Here is a 17,492-nt window from a genome sequence, read left to right on the forward strand (position 1 = left end):
CTCAGGGGAAGACGCCGCGCAGCAGCTTGGCCTCGGTCACCCGGGAGACGCCCTCGATCAGGGCCGCGGTGCGCATGTCGATGTGGTTGTCACCGGCCCGTTTGAGGGTGCGGTGGAAGGCGTCCAGCAGTATGGCTTGCAGCCGGGCGTTGATCTCCTCCAGGGTCCAGGTCAGGTTCTGCATGCCCTGCACCCATTCGAAGTAGGACACGGTCACACCGCCGGCGTTGCCGAGGATGTCGGGCAGCACGAAGATACCCCGCTCGAACAGGATGTCGTCGGCCTCCAGCATGGTGGGGCCGTTGGCCCCTTCCGCCAGTAACCGGCACTTGAGTCTGCCGGCGTTTTCCGCCGTCACCTGGTTCTGCAGCGCTGCCAGCGCCAGCACGTCGCAGTCGAGCTCGAGCAGTTCCTGGTTGCTGACGGCCTCGGCATCCGGGAAGCCGGCCAGCACCCGGTGTTCGGCCACATGGGCGAGCAGGGCGTCCACCGACAGGCCATTGGGATTGAACAGGCCGGTGGAGACGTCGCTGACCCCGATCAGCCTGACCCCGGCCTCGGCCAGGAAGCGGGCGGTGTAGCTGCCCACGTTACCGAAGCCCTGCACCACGGCGCTGGCCTGGGACAGATCCAGCTCCAGGTGCTCGGCCGAGGCCTTGATCAGGTAGACCAGGCCGCGGCCGGTGGCTTCCTTGCGGCCCAGGGAGCCGCCCAGCACCACCGGCTTGCCGGTCACCACCGCCGGCACCGCATGGCCCACCTGCTGGCTGTAGGTGTCCATCAGCCAGGCCATCACCTGCTCATCGGTACCCATGTCCGGGGCGGGGATGTCCTTGTCGGGGCCGATGATATCGATGATCTCGGCGGTATAGCGCCGGGTCAGGCGCTGCAGCTCACGTTTGCTGAGGCTGGTGGGGTCGACCCGTACCCCGCCCTTGGCGCCGCCGAAGGGCAGCTTCATCAGGGCGCATTTCCAGGTCATCCACATGGCCAGGGCCGCCACCTCGCCCAGATCCACGTCCTGGTGGTAGCGGATACCGCCCTTGGTGGGCCCCATGGACAGCACATGCTGCACCCGGTAGCCGAACACCGTCTCGACCTGGCTGCGATCGTCCCGGAAGAAGGGAAAGGACACCACCTGGGTGCGCTGGGGAAACAGCAGCCGCTGGCGGATATTGTCGTCCAGATCCATGTACTGGGCGGCCTTGAGGAACTGTTGCTGGGCCAGGCGGAACATGGGCGAGTCCCACTCGCCGCCCCGGGCCCGCGCCCGGGACAGGGTGTAGCGGATGGAACGGCTGAGGGCGGTGCTCTTGAGGTTGGACTTGACCAGGTAGTCGTAGGCGCCGGACTCCACCGCCCGCGCCGCCAGCTTGACGTCGTCCAGGCTGGTAAGGATCACCACCGGCACCTGGGGCGCGGCGAGGCGTACCCGCAGCAGGGTTTCGAGCTCCTGGCTGTCGGGCAGGACCAGGTCGAGCAGCACCAGGTCCACATCGTTCCGGGCCAGGCGGGCGAGACCGTCGGCCAGCCGCTCCACCGCCTCCACCTCGCATTGCAGCTGGGCATCGGCGCCGAGCAACTGCTGGATCAGCCGGCGATGGAGCGGGTTGTCTTCGATCAGCAGCAGACGAACGGGCAAGTCGAGCATGGGTGCCTCGCAACGCTAGCAGTCGGACGGGCGGAGCCCGGAGCCGGTGTCATATAGGCTTAAGCGTAGGCCAGGCCGGGGCAAGGCTCCACCGGACTAGGGCGAGGGCCGTGGCTCCCGGGCGAACAGCGCGGCCTGCTCCCGCAACCAGAGCCGCAGGGCCCGGATACGGGGGTTGTCCTCCTCGCCGGGGCGGCTCAGCAGGTAATAGGCGAAGTCGGTGCCGCGCCAGGGCAGCAGGGGACGCAGTTCACCCGCCTGCAGTAGCGGCTGGGCCAGGGACCAGCGGCCGAGGCAGAGCCCGAGCCGCTGGCGACAGGCGTCGAGGGCGAGGCCGGCGTCGGTCACGCCGATAAGGCCGGTTGCCTCGACCCCGGCTTCCCGCAACCAGGGGGACCAGCCGCTCCAGGGCTCGGTGGGCCGAATGCCGATGTCGTCCAGCAGCGGCGTTGCGGCCAGCCAGTCGCCGGTGCTGCGGTGGGGGTGGCCGTCGAGCAGGCGGGAGGCGGCCAGCACGGTAATGGCGTCTTTCAGCAGCAGTTCGGTATGCAGCCCCAGGTAGCCACCGGCGCCGAAGCGGATGGCCAGATCCACCTGGCCGGAGCGCAGGTCTGTCAGCCGGTCTTCGGCCTTCAGGGTCAGTCTCAGCCCGGGGTGACGTTCGAGCAGCCCGGTCAGACGCGGCAGCAGCCAGTGCCGGCAGAAGCCGTGGGGCAGGGAAAGCACCAGGGGGCCCGCCAACGGGGGCTGGTTCAGCTCGGTGGTGGCGGAGGTGATGATACGGAAGGCGTCGGCGATCCTGGCCTGGTAGTGGCGTCCGGCCTCGGTCAGGCTGACGCCCCGGGCCCGGCGGACGAACAGCGGCACGCCCAGGGCCCGCTCCAGCTCCTTGATGCGGTGGCTGATGGCGGCGGCGGTCAGGTGGAGCTCGCCCGCCGCCGCACTGAAGCTGCTGAGCCGGGCTGCGGCCTCGAAGGCGCGCAGGGCGTTGAGGGGGGGAGATGCGGGCATGGTTCAGGGTAAATTCAGCTAAGTCTTAGGGTTAGAATATAGCGGTTGTCTTAAGTTTGTCTAATGTCAGAATGCGCCTGTCACCCCCACTGGAGAGTTATCGATGAACGAGCATCTTTATCGCCTGACGGCTTTCAGCACCAGCACGGACGGCGGCAATCCCGCCGGGGTCTGGCTGGGCGAGGCCCTGCCCGACACCGCCACCATGCAGCGCATCGCCGCCGAAGTCGGCTATTCGGAAACCGCCTTCGTGGCACCGCTCGACGGGACTGAGCGCCATATCCGCTATTACAGCCCGGCTCGGGAGATCAGCTTTTGCGGGCACGCCACCATCGCCGCCGGTGTAGTGCTGGGCCAGACGGCGGGAGCCGGCCGCTACCGGCTGCAGACGGCGGTGGGCGAGGTGCCGGTTGAGGTCTTCCGGCACGGAACCCTCTGGCTGGCGGCGCTGACCTCGGTCGAGCCCGAGCAGAAAACCGTGCCGCCCGACTGGCTGGCTGCTGTGCTCGAGGCTCTGGGCTGGCGGGGCGAGGAACTGGATCCGGCGTTGCCGCCGATGCTGGCCTACGCCGGAGCCTGGCACCTGGTGCTGGCGGCGGGCTCGGCCGCGCGGCTGAAACGGCTGGACTACGACTTCGAACGGCTGAAGATGCTGATGGAGGACGCCGGCCTTGCCACCCTGCAACTGGTGTACCGGGAGGACGAGCGGGTATTCCAGGCCCGTAACCCCTTTCCGGTGGGCGGAGTGGTGGAAGATGCGGCCACCGGGGCGGCGGCGGCGGCCCTGGGCGGTTACCTGCGGACGGCCGGACTGATGCCGGTGCCGGGCGAACTGTTGATCCGCCAGGGCGAGGCCATGGGCCGGCCCAGTGAACTGCGGGTGGAGGTACCGGTCGCGGGCGGCATCCGGGTCAGCGGCGCGGCGGTGGCGCTCTGAGCATACGGTTCCGGCTCAGAAGTGATAGTTGACCAGCAGCCCGGTGATGACCTGGGTGGCGTCACCGACCTGGGAAACGATGGGGCTGTCCTTGGCATCGCCGGTGAGCCGGGTCAGACCGGCGACGCCGGTGACCGACCAGTCGGCGGCGAAGCGGTAGCTCAGGCTGCCGCTCAGTCCCAGGCGCCAGTAGCCGTCGTCGGGACGATAGGCGGCCAGGCCGGAGCGGGCGGCATCCTGCACCGAGACCCCGAACATGTCTCGGGTCCACTCGCTGCTGCTGTAGGTAAGGCTGGGACTGATGCGCACCGACCAGTCGGGCGCGAGCTGTTCGCGCCAGTTGGCGGTGAGGCTCAGTTGGTAGCCGTCCACGTCGCCGGTGGCGGCGGTATGTCCCTCGAGCTGGTACCGCCAGGGTCCCTGCCGGTAGCCGAGCCGCAGCCCGGCGGTGGCGCCGCCCTTGACCTTGTCGAAGTGGCTCAGGTCTCCGGTGTTGTCGCGGCCGGGGTGGTAGCCGATAAAGGGTGACAGGCTAAAGCCCCGGTATTGGAACAGGTTCCAGCCCAGGCCATCGCGCCAGCTGATGTAGAAGAGATCGCCGTAAGTCAGGTTGACATCGGGAACCGCCCGCGTCTTGTAGTCGTTGCTGCCCAGGTAGTCGGGAGCCACCACGGCACCGGCGCCAATGCTACCGCTCCAACCCTGCCGGGCCAGGGCCGGAGGGGCCGCCAGCGGCAGCAACAGCAAGGCGGTCAGTAAATAAGTGCGGGACATGTACGGGCCTCCTTTTTCTTGGCTAGAGTAATAAACCTAGACCACGAGCCTAGCAGAAAATAGCTAAAATTCAGAGCCTTGTCTGAGCAGGCTGGGTTTGCCCCGGCGCCGTTCCCGTTTTACCAATATTCTACCGAGCCGATCTCCGCGGTCAGCTGATAATGGTCGGCCCGGGGCACCTTCAGCTCGATGTCCTTGCCCGCCTGGCTGCTGCCCGGCCGGAGGTAGCTGTCCGGCAGGCGTTTGACGGCGGCCCAGAGTCGATGTTCGCCTTCGGTCAGCGTCCGGCCATCGGTATCGGTGAGCCTCAGCCGTACCACCACCGAGACGACTGATTTACCGCTCTGGTTGGCGAGCCGGACCGGAATAATCAGGCGTTCCCGATGGTAGCGGGCGGGCTGCAGCAGCACTTCTATTCCGCCCTTGCCGAGCTGTAGCAGGTTTTTGTCGGCGCCGGGTTCGACCAGAACCCTTGCCGGCATCTGCGGAGGTGGCAGCGGCAGGGGCGAATCGGCCTGGTCGGCAGGCGCTACATAGGCCCAGGTGAAATCGTCATGGAGCACGGCCTGCCGGCCATCGGGCAGGACGACCAACTGGCTTGCCCCGGCGGAGATGGTGAACAGGGCGGCCAACAACGGGGCGGCACGGAAAATGAGGTGATTCATGGCATGGTTCACTCGCGATGGAAAGGATCAGGACGTCGGCAGACCCGCCGTTACGGGTCTTGATATTTCACGCCCGCTCTATACCTGGATGGTTTGGAATGGGCCACACTACCATATCCGCCGATGGGGACAGAAGCCTTTGGGCGCCCCCGTATGCAAAGGGGCCGCACTGGGATTATGCTCTGGTGAGAGCCTGGAGGTGTCGCATGAAACTTCATATCTGGTGGCTGTTGTTATTGCCCCTGATTGGCTGCGCCAGCCAGCAGGAGCAGACGATGAGGCGGCTGAGCGGCATCGCCGAGCAGTTGCTGGCCCGGGAGTGCGAACAGCCCCGGTTCAGCTACCGGCAGGTGGAAAACAGCCATTTACCCGGCCTGGTTGATGAAGTGGAAACCCTGCGTTGCCCCGGGTTGATGGCCCAGACCTACCTGTCCGAGGCGGCGGCCACCCCCAATGGTATGCCGATATTGCTGGTGGTGTCCGCGCCCCAGCCGGAGCTGCCGCCCTTTATGAATATCGGCGCCAGCCGGGAAGGGCTGGTGGCCGAGCTGGGGCGTCCGGCCCGACAGGGGCCGCAACTGTTGCGCTACCAGTCCGCCGAAACCACAGAGAACGTGACCTTCCGGCTGGTGGGGGATCGCATCGTCACCATCCGCTGGGAATGGTATTTCGACTGAGCTAATGCCCTTCGCGGCCACCCCATGACGGAGGAGTCCCCTTGTCCCTGCGTATCCTGCTGCTGATTGCCCTGGCGATGCTGGCTTTTGCCGGCAACTCCCTGCTGTGCCGGCTGGCACTGAAGGAGACGGCCATGGATGCGGCCAGCTTTACCACGGTGCGGCTGTTTTCCGGCACCCTGATGCTGTGGTTGCTGCAGCGGTGCCGGCGTGGGCACCTGGCCGGTGACTGGTGCTCGGCCCTGGCCCTGTTCGCTTATGCGGCCTGTTTTTCCTTCGCTTACCTTGAACTGAGCGCAGCCACCGGGGCACTGTTGCTGTTCGGTGCCGTCCAGCTCACCATGATGGGAGCTGGCCTGTGGCGGGGCGAGCGGCTGCATCGGGGACAGCAAGTGGGAGCGGCGTTGGCCCTGCTCGGCCTGGTCTGGCTGTTGTTACCGGGGCTGGCGGCTCCCCCCTTGGCCAGCGGCCTGCTGATGCTGGCTGCGGGCCTGGCCTGGGGCCTCTATTCATTGTGGGGCCGGGGGCAGAGGGAGCCGTTGGCGGCCACCGCCGGCAACTTCGCGCGGGCGCTGTTGCCGGCCCTGGGGCTGAGCCTGCTGCTGTTTCCCTCCGCGCGCTGGGAGCCGGTCGGTCTCGCCTATGCGGTGGCCTCGGGGGCTTTGGCTTCAGGCCTGGGTTATGCGCTCTGGTACGCGGCGCTGCCGGCACTCAGGGCCACCAGCGCCGCCACCGTCCAGCTCAGCGTACCGGTGCTGGCGGCCTTCGGTGGGGTGCTGCTGCTGGCCGAGCCGCTCGGCTGGCGCCTGCTGCTGTCATCCCTGGTGGTTCTGGGCGGCGTGGCGCTGGTGATCCGGGGCCGCTGAGGGCTCAACGTCGGCAAACCTGTCGACTCGCAGCAGGGATTTGAACCCCCACATCCAGGTACCGGCCACCGCCAGGGTAGCCACCCCGCCGATGATGGCGGCGGGCACGGTGCCGAACCAGGCGGCGCTGGTGCCGGCGCGGAATTCCCCCAGCTCGTTGGAAGAGCCGATAAACAGCATGTTCACGGCGCTGACCCGGCCGCGCATCTCGTCCGGGGTGGCCAGTTGTATCAGGGTGGAGCGGATATAAACGCTGATCATGTCCGCCGCGCCCGCCACCAGCAGGGCAGCGAAGGACAGCCAGAACAAGGTAGAGAAGGCGAACACCAGGTTGGCCACCCCGAACACCATGACGGCGGCAAACATCGCCGGACCCACGTGGCGGCTGAGCGACCAGGTGCTGAGCACCAGGCCCATCAGCAGGGCGCCGAGGGCGATGGCGCTGCGCAGGGCGCCCAGGCCTTCCGGCCCCACCATCAGCACCTCCTGGGCGTAAATCGGCAACAGGGCCACGACGCCGCCCAGCAGCACCGCAAACAGATCGAGGGAAATGGTGCCGAGGATAATGGGCCGGGAGCGGATATAGCCGATGCCGGCGGTAAAGCGATGCCAGGCGGTGGCTTCCAGCGGCCTGGTGCCACTGGCAAAACGTACCCGAGCCATCGGCAGCAGCCCCAGCGCCAGCAGGAAACAGCCGAGGCAGACCCCGTAGGCCAGGCTGCCGCCCAGGGCGTAGAGAATGCCCCCGAGTAGGGGGCCGCCGATGACCGCGATTTTCATGATCATGCTGTTCACCGCGATGGCGCGGGCCAACTGGCCCCGGGGCACGATTTGCGGCAGCAGGCTCTGCAGGGTCGGGCCGGTAAAGGCGCGGGCACAGCCGAACAGCACCAGCACCGCGTAATAGTGGCGCACGTCCGGAGTCTCGTTGAGCGACAGGCCGAGCAGCAGGGCACTGCACAGCCCCTGCACCGCCCAGCTCAGCCACAGTATCTTTTTGCGCGAATGGCGATCGGCCAGATCGCCGGCCGGCAGCAGTAGCAACAGCATGGGAATGAACTGGGCCAGGCCCACATAGGCCAGGGCCAGGGGCTGGCGGGTCAGGTCGTACACCTGCCAGGCCACCACTACCGCCTGGATCTGCATGGCGAACACCGCCGACAGCCGGGCGCTCAGGAAGGGCAGGAAACCCTGCTGTTGCAGCACCGTTGTACTGTCTGGATTGGAAGACATGGGTTTTTGGGTTTAGCGGGACGGGCGGGCAGTGTAAACCCGGCTGCGGGGGTTAACAAGTCGCGCCGGCCCAATCTACTGGGGTGCCGCTTTGTGACCTCGTTCCGTGCCCCCATGAGCAAAGTGATTGCCCATGAGCTTGAAATACTGGGTAGCCACGGCATGCAGGCATATCGCTATGACGCCATGTTGCAATCGGGGAAGCTGGCGCCCGAAAAACTCATTGGCAAAACAATCAATCTGGAGCAGTCGATTGATGCGTTGATGAACATGGATAAATTTGAAGGAACCGGCGTGACCGTGATCACCGAATTCTGAGAGGCACGCGCGATGTAAGCCCGACGGCAGGGGGCGCAAGTCGAAAGCCCCCACGCGGGGGGCTTCGGCTATCAGTAGGACTGGGTGTGCACGCCCTTGACCGCGCGGCCGGAAGGGTCGGCCATGTTCTTCCACTGCTCGTCCCATTCCAGTGCCTTGGGGGTGGAGCAGGCCACGGAAGGCCCGCAGGGTACGCAGTTGGCGGCGGAGTCCTGGGGGAAGTGGCCTTCGAAGATGGACCTGTAGTAGTAGGCCTCCTTGCTGGTCGGGGTGTTCAGCGGGAAGCGGAACGCCGCCGTGGCCATCATCTGATCGGTGACCTGCTCTTCCACCATCGCCTTGAGGCTGTCTATCCAGGAATAGCCCACGCCGTCGGAGAATTGCTCCTTCTGGCGCCAGGCCACTTCGTGGGGCAGCATGTCGCTGAAGGCCTCGCGCAGGATGTGCTTTTCCATCTTGCCGTTGCCGCACATCTTGTCGGCTGGGTTCAGGCGCATGGCCACGTCCATGAACTCCTTGTCGAGGAAGGGTACCCGGGCCTCGACCCCCCAGGCGGCCATGGACTTGTTGGCGCGCAGGCAGTCGAACATGTGCAGGGCCTGGAGCTTGCGCACCGTTTCTTCGTGGAACTCCCGGGCGTCGGGTGCCTTGTGGAAGTAGAGATAGCCGCCGAACAGTTCGTCGGAGCCTTCGCCGGAGAGCACCATCTTGATGCCCATGGCCTTGATGCGGCGAGCCATCAGATACATGGGGGTGGAGGCGCGCACCGTGGTCACGTCGTAGGTTTCCAGGTGGTAGATGACCTCGCGCAGGGCATCGAGGCCTTCCTGTACCGTGTAATGCAGCTCGTGGTGCACGGTGCCCAGGTGGTCCGCCACCTTGCGTGCGGCGACCAGATCCGGGGCGCCTTCCAGGCCCACGGCGAAGGAGTGCAGGCGCGGCCACCAGGCTTCGCTGTTGCCGTCGTCTTCCACCCGGCGGTCGGCATACAGCTTGGCCACGGCGGAGATGATGGAGGAATCCAGTCCGCCGGACAGCAGCACGCCGTAGGGCACGTCGCACATCAGTTGGCGCTTGACCGCGGCCATCAGCGCGTCGCGCAGTTCGGTCACGCTGGAGACGTTGCCCTTGACCGCGTCGTAGCTTTCCCAGTCACGCTGGTAGTACCGACGCGGCTGGCCTTCCTTGCTGTACAGCAAGTGGCCCGGAGGGAATTCGCTGATGGTTTTGCACACCGGGGTCAGTGCCTTCATCTCGGAGGCTACGTAGAAATTGCCGGCTTCATCGTAGCCGGTGTAGAGCGGGATGATACCCATGTGGTCGCGACCGATCAGGTAGGCGTCCTGCTCTTCATCGTAGAGCACGAAGGCGAAGATACCGTTGAGGTCGTCGAGGAATTCGGGCCCCTTTTCCTGGTACAGGCCGAGGATGATTTCGCAGTCGGACTTGGTCTGGAACTCGAAACCACAGGTGAGGCCGGCTTCCAGCTCCTTGTGGTTGTAAATCTCGCCGTTGACCGCCAGGGCGTGGGTCTTGGCCGGGTTCAGCAGCGGCTGGGCGCCGCTGTCCAGGCCGACGATGGCCAGGCGCTCGTGCACCAGTATGGCGTTGTCACTGCTGTAGACGCCGGACCAGTCGGGGCCGCGGTGCCGCAGCAGCTTGGATAATTCCAGGGCGCGGCTGCGCAGGGCGGTGGGTTCGGATTTGAGCTCGAGAATACCGAAAATGGAACACATGGGGGCTTGTCCTTAACGTGCTGATCTACATGAATGAACGAAGGTTGCCAGAGTCAAACCGGGATGAAAAGCGAAAATAGCGAAAATTTATAAAAAAAGGCCGTTAAATTTTGATTCGATATTTAAGGTGTCTTTATTTGATAAATGAATAATTAATTGGTCTTTATATTGTTTATTCGTTAAAAATATCAGGGTTGGGCAGGACAACCCGGAATCCGGGCTGCAGCGACCCCGCCGGATGGTCGGCCCTCCGTCTCGTTGCTGTCATCAAAGCGATGTTCGGGGGATAGTATGGTATGCCGGAGGGCGGCGTCGGCCGCAGGCCTGTCTGCCCGCGTAGACCCTGTCGCCGGAGACTCACCGGAGGCAGGCAGTGAGGAACTATTGTTGCAAAGGCACTGTTGCAGTGGAATGGCGGGAGCCTGGCGCAACTCGGAGGCTTTTATGCTGTTTCGTTCAACTCGGCGTCGTTCCGTCAGCCTTGCCCTTCAGGGCGGTGGCGCCCACGGTGCCTTTACCTGGGGGGTTCTCGACGCCCTGCTGGAAGACGGCCGCTTTGTCATTGAAGGGATCAGCGGAACCAGCGCCGGTGCCATGAACGCCGTGGTACTGGCCCACGGCCTGTTGCAGGGCGGTAACGAGGGCGCACGGAAGGAGCTGGCCCGTTTCTGGCAGGAGGTCGCCGACTGTGCCCCCATGCTCAATGCGGGCGCCGACAGTGAAAGCGGCCGGTTGGCCACCGCCATCAGGATAATACTGTACTGGACACAGCAGTTTTCACCACAGCAGTTTAATCCTTATGGTATCAATCCGTTACGGGATATTGTCAGTCGGCAAATCGATTTTGACCGGTTGCGTGAGCACTGCCCGCTGAAACTGTTCATTGCCGCCACTCATGCCAATACCGGCAGGCTGCGGCTGTTTCGGACGGCCGAGCTGAAGGTGGACATGTTGCTTGCCTCCGCCTGCCTGCCGACCCTGCATCATGCGATATTGATCGATGGCGAGCCATATTGGGACGGTGCCTTTGCCGCCAATCCGGCTATCTTTCCCCTGGTCTACGAGGCGTCCTCGGCGGATATCCTGCTGGTATTGCTCAGTCCCTTCGAACATGCGCAACTCCCGTTGACCCATGAGGAAATTCACCATCGCACCCAGGAGCTGGCTTTTAAAAGCACCTTGCTGCGGGAGATGCACAGCCTGGCGCTGGCACGTCAGTTTGCCCGCCGGACACTGTGGCCGGCGGGCCGGCTGGAGCGGCGTCTTTCCCGCACCAGAATGCACCTGATCGATACCGGGGAGCTGGTCGGCCGGCTGGCCATGGAATCCAAGCTGACGACCAGCCGGTCGTTCCTGGAGATGCTGCGTGATCAGGGCCGGGCCCGGGCCTGCATCTGGCTGTCGGAACATGGTGACACCGTGGGGAAACGTGCCTCGGCGGACATTGCCAGGCTGTTCCTTTGAGTGCAAGGGGGAGCTCGGGCATTACTGGCGGTACTCGAGGGCTGGGGCAGGCGATTCGTCAGGCGTGAACGGCCCATGCCGAGCAGGCGGAACCTACAGCAGCACCGTTGGCGCCACGGGATCGTCGACACGGAACCAGCCGGCGATGCTCAGCCGCTCCCGGCGGGCCGGAAGCACCTCATGGGGAAACTGCTCCGACAGGAAACACACCAGGGTGCCGGCTTCGGGCCGCACCCGGTGCAGCACTTCCTTGCCTTTTTCGGGGTAGACCAGCAGTTCGCCGCCATCGTCGGCCTGCCAGGCGTCGTTCAGGTAGACGACCGTGGTCAAGCGGCGGTTGCCGCGGCCACGGAAGGCATCCAGGTGCTTCTTGTAGAAATCTCCGGCCTGGTAGAGCGCATAGTGGCATTCATAGTCCTTGAGCCCCATGAACAGCTGGCGGTTCACCTGTAGCTGCAGGCCGGCCATCAGCGCCTGGTAATCGCGCTGGGCCGGACTGTCACCCTCCAGCCAGCGGGTCTTGTCGGTGCGGATACGCTCATTGGTGTGATGGGCCTGCTCCCGACCGATGCCCGCAGGCGTGAGCTGCCAGGAAGGGAGGGCGGCGAAGTCGCGGCGCAGGGCCTCGATCCGGGAACTGTCCAGAAAAGCGGGAAAAATGCCGATACCCCGTTCGGCGATGGCATCCACCACCTCATCAAAGGCATGGTCAAGCTGCAGCATGGTATTCAAGCGGTAAACCCTCCAGTAGGAGCGCCTATGTACACCCATAGCGGCTGCCGTCGCCAGAAAGAAAAATTGTGCGTCAAATACAATAATACTTCTCGCGGGCCCTGGTGCCCGCCGGCCTCTTTCCGAACATGGCCGCGGGCACGATAATAGAGGTCAGGATGATGCGCTCGGTGCGGGGTATGATGGGGCTGGTAAAAAAACTGTTGTTCGTGGCGATGCTGTTCAGCCTGGTGCTGAGTGCCGGCACCGTGTTACCTCAGGCACGGGATGCGATGCGGATTTTCTGGCTGCAGGGCGACCCCCTGTTGATGGTGCAGTTCCGCCTGTCATGGCTGCCGGCGGCCCGTTACCAGGCGGCAATGGAGCAGGCGCTGCAGGAAGAGGATGTGGAGTTGGCCCTCTCCCTGTACCAACTGGCGCAGGAGCAGGGGGTGATATTGGATGACGACCTGATCGCCCGGTTGCGGGAGGCCGATCGCTGGCAGGCCCGGGTGCTGCGCTCCGCCGGGGACATCTGGCAGGGGCTCAGCACCGGTCGGGCCGGCCGCGCCGAGGGGATGGCGGCGGCGGTGATCACCGATTTGACCCTGCTGGGTGATCTGCGGGATCTGACCCGGGAAGGCCTGGCCTGGCCGGATCACGACCCCCTGTTACTGGCCCTGGCCGGCACCGGCCTCGGGCTCAGTGCCCTGACCCTGGGCACCGGTGGCGCCATGGTGCCGGCCCGGGCGGGGGTATCGTTGCTGAAGGTGGCCCGCAAAAGCGGGCGCATGAGTCGGCAACTGGGCGAGCAACTCTATGGTCTGAGCCGGGATGCCATCGACGGCCGGGCGGCGCGGGAGCTGGGCGAGCGCCTGGGCCGCCTGGAGCTGAAGCAGCTGAGCCGGGCGGAACTGGACGAACTGGCCGTGGCCGCCGGGCGCATCGTCCGTAGCGAGGCGACCGAACAACTGGCGTCCACCGGACGGGCGGTGCGTAACATCGCCGGCCACAGCGGCACCCGGGGGGTCATGGACTCCCTGGGGCGGGCCGACTCGGTGCGGGAACTGGCGCGGCTGGAGCGATTGTCGTCGGGATATCGTAGTGCCTATCGCGGGGTGCTGCGGTTGCTGCCGGACGCGGGCAAGGGGCTTTACCGGCTGTCGCTGCTGATGGCCTCCCTGCTGCTGTGGTTGGGATCTTTTCTGTTGTGGTGCCTGGGCGTCCTCTGGACCCTGCGGGGCTTGCTGCGCGGGTTGTACCGGGGGGTGTTCGGGAGGCGTGCCGGCTGAGCCATAACGAAAAACCCCGAGCATCGCTGCTCGGGGTTTCAATTTGGCGGTGAGGGAGGGATTCGAACCCTCGATACGTTGCCGTATACACACTTTCCAGGCGTGCTCCTTCAGCCACTCGGACACCTCACCAAATTGTTGTGCGTTTTTGATAACGGTGTTTGCTTCACCGGCCCCGCTTGGGAACGGGGCGTAATTTAACGACTTGTCGTACGTTGTTCAAGGGGTTTTTCGCAGGCTTTGGTGCAACTGCCTTAACCGTGTGCAATTTGCGGGCTTAATGCACAGCCGAAGGCATTTTCTGCGGCTCGTCCTGCATCAGAAAGCCCAGTTCGGTGATTTCCTGTACCAACTGCTGGGTGGCTACCATGGTCTGCTGCACTATCCACAGGAACTGGTGTTGTTCCAGTCCGGCCTGGGTATGCAGATAGTCGGCCACGATCAGTCGGGGCAGGTTGTCGTCAACGATATCGACAAACACCTTGAGGCTGGGGTAGTTCATGTTCAGCCGGCCCAGGTCGGCTACCAGTGCCAGCAGGGCAGTGGGACGGATTTCCACTTCGGTGGTGATGATGGCGTCTTCATGTTCAACAAACAGCCGACTTTCCAGCACGCCATCCAGACCCTGCAGCTCGGACAGATGGATGCCGTGGCAGTTTTCACAGATGTAATGGTCGATATAACCGGCGGTGAGCCAGCGCATGGCGATTTCTGCTGTTAACACTGAAATTCCTGAAAAATGGGGCATGAAGGGACGCTAGTGTAAACCAAAGGTCCGGCGAGGAGAATCAAAAGCCGGCCCGGGCCTCGAAACCGGCTGATTAAAGAGAGGCTTTCATTTGATTTTATGGCAAAAAGCGGGAATGCTCATGGTACGCCGAACATGGATTCGCCGTGACACGATCCCTCTGTACAAGGAAAGCCGAGATGAAAACGCTGCTTGCTGCCATCGATCTGGAGCCGGAGTCCGCGCTGGTAGTAAAAAAGGCGGCCGAACTGGCCGTGCAACTCAAAGCCAGCCTGCATCTGGTTCATGTGGTGGACGATGCCCTGACCCTGTATGAGCCTTTGGTTGAGATCCCTGTTCGGCATCGGCTGAAACAGGCGGCGGAAACCGCCCTGGGCGCCTTTTTCGATGCCCTGCCCGGAGCAGTGAAGCCGGACGGCGGACGGCATGTGGTGTTGGGCAAGCCGGCTCGGGCACTGGTCAAGAAAGCGGCGGAGCTGAACGCCGATTTGATCATCGTCGGTAAACATCATATGGATCCGATGCGGGATCTGTTTCTGGGCACCACCGCCGAGCGCCTGCTACGTCACTGTGACCTTCCGTTGCTGATGGTGAATACCGACACCACCCAACCCTATCAGCAGGTGCTGGCCGGCAGCGACTTTTCCCGCAGCTCCCATCATGCCCTGCAGGCCGGCTTGTGGCTGGCACCCCAGGCCCAGGTACGCCTGGTGCATGTATTCGACCCGCCTTTCATGGGGTTTGTCCGCCATGACCAGTTGGATGTCGATACCCTGATGGATCACCAGAGGCTGCGTATTGAACAGGAAGTCAAAACCGAAATGGCCCATTTCCTGGCCGACGACGATCAGAGCCGGATTACCACCGAGATCATGGCGGGGGAAACCCAGGTCTGCCTGGCACAGGCGGTAGAAAAACATAAACCGCAGTTACTGGTGTTGGGCACCCATGGTCGTCAGGGCATCAGCCGGCTGCTGATCGGCAGCGTCGCCATGAGTTTTCTGAGCATGCCCCCCTGCGACGTGCTGGTGGCTCGCTGAGGCGAGGTTTTATGCAAACCAAGGCCGGGCTTCCCCGGCCTTGGTGCATCAGAACAGGGCGGGCCAGTCCCGCTCGCTGTTACCCAACACCAGGAAGTGGGGGTTGAGCAGCTGTTGTGGCGTCGCGTAGCTGAGCGGGTTGCCGTCCAGCTGTACCACCCGGCCGCCGGCCTGTTCGGCCACGCAGTGGGCGGCGGCGGTGTCCCACAAACAGGTGGGCCCCAGGCGCGGATAGGCGTCGGCGGCACCTTCCGCTACCAGACACAGCTTTAACGAGCTGCCCATGGGCACCAGTTCATGCTCACCCAGCTTGGCCAGCAGGCGCGGTATCTCCTCGCCGGCGTGGGAACGGCTGCCCACCACCCGCCAGGGAGTGCCGGGCTGATGCTCGGCGACCCGGATGGGGCGGCAATGGCCGTCGGCGTCGGTCTTGCTGGCGCCCAGGCCGCGGGCGGCGGTGTAGCACACGGACAAGGCCGGGGCGTAGACCACGCCCAGCGCCGGCCGGCCCTGCTCGATAAGGGCGATATTGACGGTGAACTCGCCGTTACGCTTGATGAATTCCTTGGTGCCGTCGAGCGGATCCACCAGCCAGTAACGGCCCAGGGCGTCGGGCCCGCCGAAGTGCTCGGTGTCTTCTTCCGACAACAACGGCAGTTGCAGGGGCAGGGCGGCCAGGCGTTCGGCAATCAGCCGGTGGGCAGCGGCATCCGCCTCGGTGAGCGGGGACTTGTCGGCTTTTTCCTCGACCGAAAACTCCCGGCGATAGATGGCCATGATGGCGGCGCCGGCATCCCGGGCGATAGCTTCAACCTCGGCAACCAGGTCGGCGGTTATATACTCTGAGTTCACCATGCTCTCCATGGGGTGACCTTGAAACGGCCCCCATGATATAAAAAAACGTGGTCTATTCCCAACAACAAGGACACGCCATGAACATAGCCATACTGGATGATTACCAGGACGTGGTGAGGACTCTGTCTTGCTTTGACCGCCTGGCGGCACACCGGGTAACGGTGTTTACCGACGGCTGTTCCGACCCCGAGGTGCTGGCCGAGCGGCTCATCCCCTTCGATGCCCTGGTCCTTATCCGCGAGCGTACCGAGATAAGCGCCACCCTGCTGGCCCGCCTGCCCCGGCTGCGGTTGATCAGCCAGACCGGCAAGGCAAGCAACCATATTCGTCTGGAAGACTGCAGCAAGGCCGGCGTGGCCCTGGCGGAGGGCGTGGGCTCGCCGGTGGCACCGGCGGAGTTGACCTGGGCGCTGATCATGGCGGCCAGCCGGCAGTTGCTGCCTTATTGCAGCGCGCTCAAGGCGGGGCTCTGGCAGCAGAATGGCGGCCTGGGGCTGGGCCGGAGCCTGGCCGGCAAAACCCTGGGGATATGGGGGTATGGCAAAATCGGCAGGCGCATCGCCCGTTTTGGCCAGGCCTTCGATATGCAGGTACAGGTATGGGGTAGCGAGGCATCCCGGGCTCAGGCCATGAACGATGGCCTGATGGCGGCCCCCGACAAGGCGGCGTTTTTTGCGAGCAGCGATGTCCTGAGCCTGCACCTGCGGCTGAACGAGGCGACCCGGCATCTGATCTCGGCCGGGGATCTGGCCTTGATGAAGGCGGATGCGCTGCTGGTGAACACCAGCCGGGCCGAGCTGTTCGCCCCCGGCGCCCTGGTGGCGGCGCTTGGGCAGGGGCGGCCGGGCTGTGCCGCCGTGGATGTGTATGAGCAGGAGCCGGACGGAGCGCAGTTGCAACAGCTGCTGGCCCTGCCGAACGTGCTCTGTTCGCCCCACCTGGGGTATGTGGAGCAGGGTGGCTACGAACTCTACTTCGGCGCCGCCTTCGACAATATCCTGGCCTACGCCGAGGGCCGCCCGGTGAACATCGCCAACCCCGAGGTGCTGAATGGCTAGGCGAGGGCGGCGGCACTTCAACCTGCGCCTGCTGGGCGGCGCCCTGCTGCTCGGCCTGGCGCTGCTGCTCCAGGGCCTGTGGTCGGGCGACCCGGCCTCATCCAATCCGCAACTGGCCGAGACGCTGGTGCTGATCGAGCAGGGCGGACCCTTTCCCTACCGCCAGGACGGCACCATTTTCCACAACCGGGAAGGGCTGCTGCCGACCCGGCAACGGGGTTATTACCGGGAATATACGGTGGACACGCCCGGGCTGAGTCACCGTGGCCCCCGGCGGGTGGTGACCGGCGGTGACCCGCCCGAGATCTACTATTATACGGAAGACCATTACCGCAGTTTTGTTGAGTTAAAGCGCCATTAAAGCACTGATCCTAATGGTGCTACATCGACCGGGTACCGCACGCAGACACGGCGTAAATCCATCCCAGGGGCTCCGCCGCGCCATCCCCGGCGCGA

General features: G+C 64.4%; 18 protein-coding genes and 1 tRNA gene. 9 read left to right on the forward strand and 10 right to left on the reverse strand.

Annotated features, from left to right (window positions below):
- Nucleotide 1 precedes the first annotated feature (1 nt).
- Together ACEVBK_RS09125 and ACEVBK_RS09130 are read right to left on the reverse strand one after the other, a co-directional pair.
- On the reverse strand, nucleotides 2-1,651 hold the full coding sequence (locus ACEVBK_RS09125) for a Glu/Leu/Phe/Val dehydrogenase dimerization domain-containing protein (RefSeq protein WP_375058286.1): 1,650 nt from the start codon (nucleotides 1,649-1,651) through the stop codon (nucleotides 2-4).
- Nucleotides 1,652-1,747: 96 nt separating this feature from the next.
- Nucleotides 1,748-2,662: a LysR substrate-binding domain-containing protein gene (locus tag ACEVBK_RS09130; protein WP_375058287.1), complete on the reverse strand. Its 915-nt coding sequence runs from the start codon at nucleotides 2,660-2,662 to the stop codon at nucleotides 1,748-1,750.
- 103 nt (nucleotides 2,663-2,765) lie between these two features.
- Between ACEVBK_RS09130 and ACEVBK_RS09135 the strand changes: the two genes are divergently transcribed.
- Nucleotides 2,766-3,599, forward strand: coding sequence for a PhzF family phenazine biosynthesis protein (locus ACEVBK_RS09135; protein WP_375058288.1), 834 nt, complete (start codon nucleotides 2,766-2,768; stop codon nucleotides 3,597-3,599).
- 15 nt (nucleotides 3,600-3,614) lie between these two features.
- Here the strand turns inward: ACEVBK_RS09135 and ACEVBK_RS09140 are convergent, their stop codons facing one another.
- Together ACEVBK_RS09140 and ACEVBK_RS09145 are read right to left on the reverse strand one after the other, a co-directional pair.
- On the reverse strand, nucleotides 3,615-4,373 hold the full coding sequence (locus ACEVBK_RS09140; RefSeq protein WP_375058289.1) for a MipA/OmpV family protein: 759 nt from the start codon (nucleotides 4,371-4,373) through the stop codon (nucleotides 3,615-3,617).
- A gap of 119 nt (nucleotides 4,374-4,492) precedes the next feature.
- Nucleotides 4,493-5,038, reverse strand: a complete 546-nt coding sequence (locus ACEVBK_RS09145) for a DUF3157 family protein (protein WP_375058290.1) — start codon at nucleotides 5,036-5,038, stop codon at nucleotides 4,493-4,495.
- A gap of 206 nt (nucleotides 5,039-5,244) precedes the next feature.
- On the opposite strand from ACEVBK_RS09145, the gene ACEVBK_RS09150 reads away from it, so the two are divergent.
- Nucleotides 5,245-5,715 (forward strand): hypothetical protein, encoded by a 471-nt coding sequence (locus ACEVBK_RS09150; RefSeq protein WP_375058291.1) that lies wholly within the window; start codon nucleotides 5,245-5,247, stop codon nucleotides 5,713-5,715.
- Between the two features lie 41 nt (nucleotides 5,716-5,756).
- On the forward strand, nucleotides 5,757-6,581 hold the full coding sequence (locus tag ACEVBK_RS09155) for an EamA family transporter (protein ID WP_375058292.1): 825 nt from the start codon (nucleotides 5,757-5,759) through the stop codon (nucleotides 6,579-6,581).
- Here ACEVBK_RS09155 and ACEVBK_RS09160 read toward each other — a convergent pair.
- The gene (locus tag ACEVBK_RS09160) at nucleotides 6,531-7,814 is read right to left on the reverse strand and encodes an MFS transporter (RefSeq protein WP_375058293.1); all 1,284 of its coding nucleotides are present in this window, start codon (nucleotides 7,812-7,814) and stop codon (nucleotides 6,531-6,533) included. The genes ACEVBK_RS09155 and ACEVBK_RS09160 overlap by 51 nt on opposite strands.
- A gap of 114 nt (nucleotides 7,815-7,928) precedes the next feature.
- On the opposite strand from ACEVBK_RS09160, the gene ACEVBK_RS09165 reads away from it, so the two are divergent.
- Complete coding sequence (locus tag ACEVBK_RS09165; RefSeq protein WP_375058294.1) at nucleotides 7,929-8,132, forward strand: hypothetical protein; 204 nt, start codon at nucleotides 7,929-7,931, stop codon at nucleotides 8,130-8,132.
- Between the two features lie 71 nt (nucleotides 8,133-8,203).
- Here ACEVBK_RS09165 and asnB read toward each other — a convergent pair whose 3' ends face one another.
- Nucleotides 8,204-9,868: an asparagine synthase B gene (asnB, locus tag ACEVBK_RS09170; protein ID WP_375058295.1), complete on the reverse strand. Its 1,665-nt coding sequence runs from the start codon at nucleotides 9,866-9,868 to the stop codon at nucleotides 8,204-8,206.
- 444 nt (nucleotides 9,869-10,312) lie between these two features.
- Here asnB and ACEVBK_RS09175 point away from each other — a divergent pair, with 444 nt between their 5' ends.
- Nucleotides 10,313-11,332: a patatin-like phospholipase family protein gene (locus ACEVBK_RS09175; RefSeq protein WP_375058296.1), complete on the forward strand. Its 1,020-nt coding sequence runs from the start codon at nucleotides 10,313-10,315 to the stop codon at nucleotides 11,330-11,332.
- A gap of 93 nt (nucleotides 11,333-11,425) precedes the next feature.
- Here ACEVBK_RS09175 and ACEVBK_RS09180 read toward each other — a convergent pair whose 3' ends face one another.
- Nucleotides 11,426-12,055, reverse strand: a complete 630-nt coding sequence (locus ACEVBK_RS09180; protein WP_375058536.1) for a 2OG-Fe(II) oxygenase — start codon at nucleotides 12,053-12,055, stop codon at nucleotides 11,426-11,428.
- Between the two features lie 188 nt (nucleotides 12,056-12,243).
- Here ACEVBK_RS09180 and ACEVBK_RS09185 point away from each other — a divergent pair, with 188 nt between their 5' ends.
- Nucleotides 12,244-13,335: a hypothetical protein gene (locus ACEVBK_RS09185; protein WP_375058297.1), complete on the forward strand. Its 1,092-nt coding sequence runs from the start codon at nucleotides 12,244-12,246 to the stop codon at nucleotides 13,333-13,335.
- A 44-nt stretch (nucleotides 13,336-13,379) separates the two neighbouring features.
- On the opposite strand, the gene ACEVBK_RS09190 is transcribed toward ACEVBK_RS09185, so the two are convergent.
- Nucleotides 13,380-13,467, reverse strand: a tRNA-Ser gene (locus ACEVBK_RS09190).
- A gap of 145 nt (nucleotides 13,468-13,612) precedes the next feature.
- On the reverse strand, nucleotides 13,613-14,038 hold the full coding sequence (locus tag ACEVBK_RS09195) for a YbjN domain-containing protein (RefSeq protein ID WP_202084256.1): 426 nt from the start codon (nucleotides 14,036-14,038) through the stop codon (nucleotides 13,613-13,615).
- 224 nt (nucleotides 14,039-14,262) lie between these two features.
- Between ACEVBK_RS09195 and ACEVBK_RS09200 the strand changes: the two genes are divergently transcribed.
- A complete protein-coding gene (locus ACEVBK_RS09200) occupies nucleotides 14,263-15,123 on the forward strand; it encodes a universal stress protein (RefSeq protein ID WP_375058298.1) in 861 nt (286 codons plus the stop codon).
- 48 nt (nucleotides 15,124-15,171) lie between these two features.
- Here the strand turns inward: ACEVBK_RS09200 and cysQ are convergent, their stop codons facing one another.
- The gene (gene cysQ, locus ACEVBK_RS09205; RefSeq protein WP_375058299.1) at nucleotides 15,172-15,978 is read right to left on the reverse strand and encodes a 3'(2'),5'-bisphosphate nucleotidase CysQ; all 807 of its coding nucleotides are present in this window, start codon (nucleotides 15,976-15,978) and stop codon (nucleotides 15,172-15,174) included.
- Between the two features lie 77 nt (nucleotides 15,979-16,055).
- On the opposite strand from cysQ, the gene ACEVBK_RS09210 reads away from it, so the two are divergent.
- Nucleotides 16,056-17,036, forward strand: a complete 981-nt coding sequence (locus ACEVBK_RS09210; protein ID WP_375058300.1) for a D-2-hydroxyacid dehydrogenase family protein — start codon at nucleotides 16,056-16,058, stop codon at nucleotides 17,034-17,036.
- A complete protein-coding gene (locus ACEVBK_RS09215) occupies nucleotides 17,029-17,397 on the forward strand; it encodes a ribonuclease domain-containing protein (RefSeq protein WP_375058301.1) in 369 nt (122 codons plus the stop codon). The genes ACEVBK_RS09210 and ACEVBK_RS09215 overlap by 8 nt, the downstream gene beginning before the upstream one ends.
- Nucleotides 17,398-17,492 lie beyond the last annotated feature (95 nt).

The sequence above is a fragment of the Zobellella sp. DQSA1 genome (assembly GCF_041950555.1).
GTDB lineage: Bacteria > Pseudomonadota > Gammaproteobacteria > Enterobacterales > Aeromonadaceae > Oceanimonas.

Bases quoted from the DNA above. Each gene is read 5' to 3' on its own strand.
- ACEVBK_RS09125 (WP_375058286.1), bottom strand. From the start codon at position 1,651: ATGCTCGACTTGCCCGTTCGTCTGCTGCTGATCGAAGACAACCCGCTC.
- ACEVBK_RS09130 (WP_375058287.1), bottom strand. From the start codon at position 2,662: ATGCCCGCATCTCCCCCCCTCAACGCCCTGCGCGCCTTCGAGGCCGCA.
- ACEVBK_RS09135 (WP_375058288.1), top strand. From the start codon at position 2,766: ATGAACGAGCATCTTTATCGCCTGACGGCTTTCAGCACCAGCACGGAC.
- ACEVBK_RS09140 (WP_375058289.1), bottom strand. From the start codon at position 4,373: ATGTCCCGCACTTATTTACTGACCGCCTTGCTGTTGCTGCCGCTGGCG.
- ACEVBK_RS09145 (WP_375058290.1), bottom strand. From the start codon at position 5,038: ATGAATCACCTCATTTTCCGTGCCGCCCCGTTGTTGGCCGCCCTGTTC.
- ACEVBK_RS09150 (WP_375058291.1), top strand. From the start codon at position 5,245: ATGAAACTTCATATCTGGTGGCTGTTGTTATTGCCCCTGATTGGCTGC.
- ACEVBK_RS09160 (WP_375058293.1), bottom strand. From the start codon at position 7,814: ATGTCTTCCAATCCAGACAGTACAACGGTGCTGCAACAGCAGGGTTTC.
- ACEVBK_RS09165 (WP_375058294.1), top strand. From the start codon at position 7,929: ATGAGCAAAGTGATTGCCCATGAGCTTGAAATACTGGGTAGCCACGGC.
- asnB (WP_375058295.1), bottom strand. From the start codon at position 9,868: ATGTGTTCCATTTTCGGTATTCTCGAGCTCAAATCCGAACCCACCGCC.
- ACEVBK_RS09175 (WP_375058296.1), top strand. From the start codon at position 10,313: ATGCTGTTTCGTTCAACTCGGCGTCGTTCCGTCAGCCTTGCCCTTCAG.
- ACEVBK_RS09180 (WP_375058536.1), bottom strand. From the start codon at position 12,055: ATGCTGCAGCTTGACCATGCCTTTGATGAGGTGGTGGATGCCATCGCC.
- ACEVBK_RS09185 (WP_375058297.1), top strand. From the start codon at position 12,244: ATGATGGGGCTGGTAAAAAAACTGTTGTTCGTGGCGATGCTGTTCAGC.
- ACEVBK_RS09195 (WP_202084256.1), bottom strand. From the start codon at position 14,038: ATGCGCTGGCTCACCGCCGGTTATATCGACCATTACATCTGTGAAAAC.
- ACEVBK_RS09200 (WP_375058298.1), top strand. From the start codon at position 14,263: ATGAAAACGCTGCTTGCTGCCATCGATCTGGAGCCGGAGTCCGCGCTG.
- cysQ (WP_375058299.1), bottom strand. From the start codon at position 15,978: ATGGTGAACTCAGAGTATATAACCGCCGACCTGGTTGCCGAGGTTGAA.
- ACEVBK_RS09210 (WP_375058300.1), top strand. From the start codon at position 16,056: ATGAACATAGCCATACTGGATGATTACCAGGACGTGGTGAGGACTCTG.
- ACEVBK_RS09215 (WP_375058301.1), top strand. From the start codon at position 17,029: ATGGCTAGGCGAGGGCGGCGGCACTTCAACCTGCGCCTGCTGGGCGGC.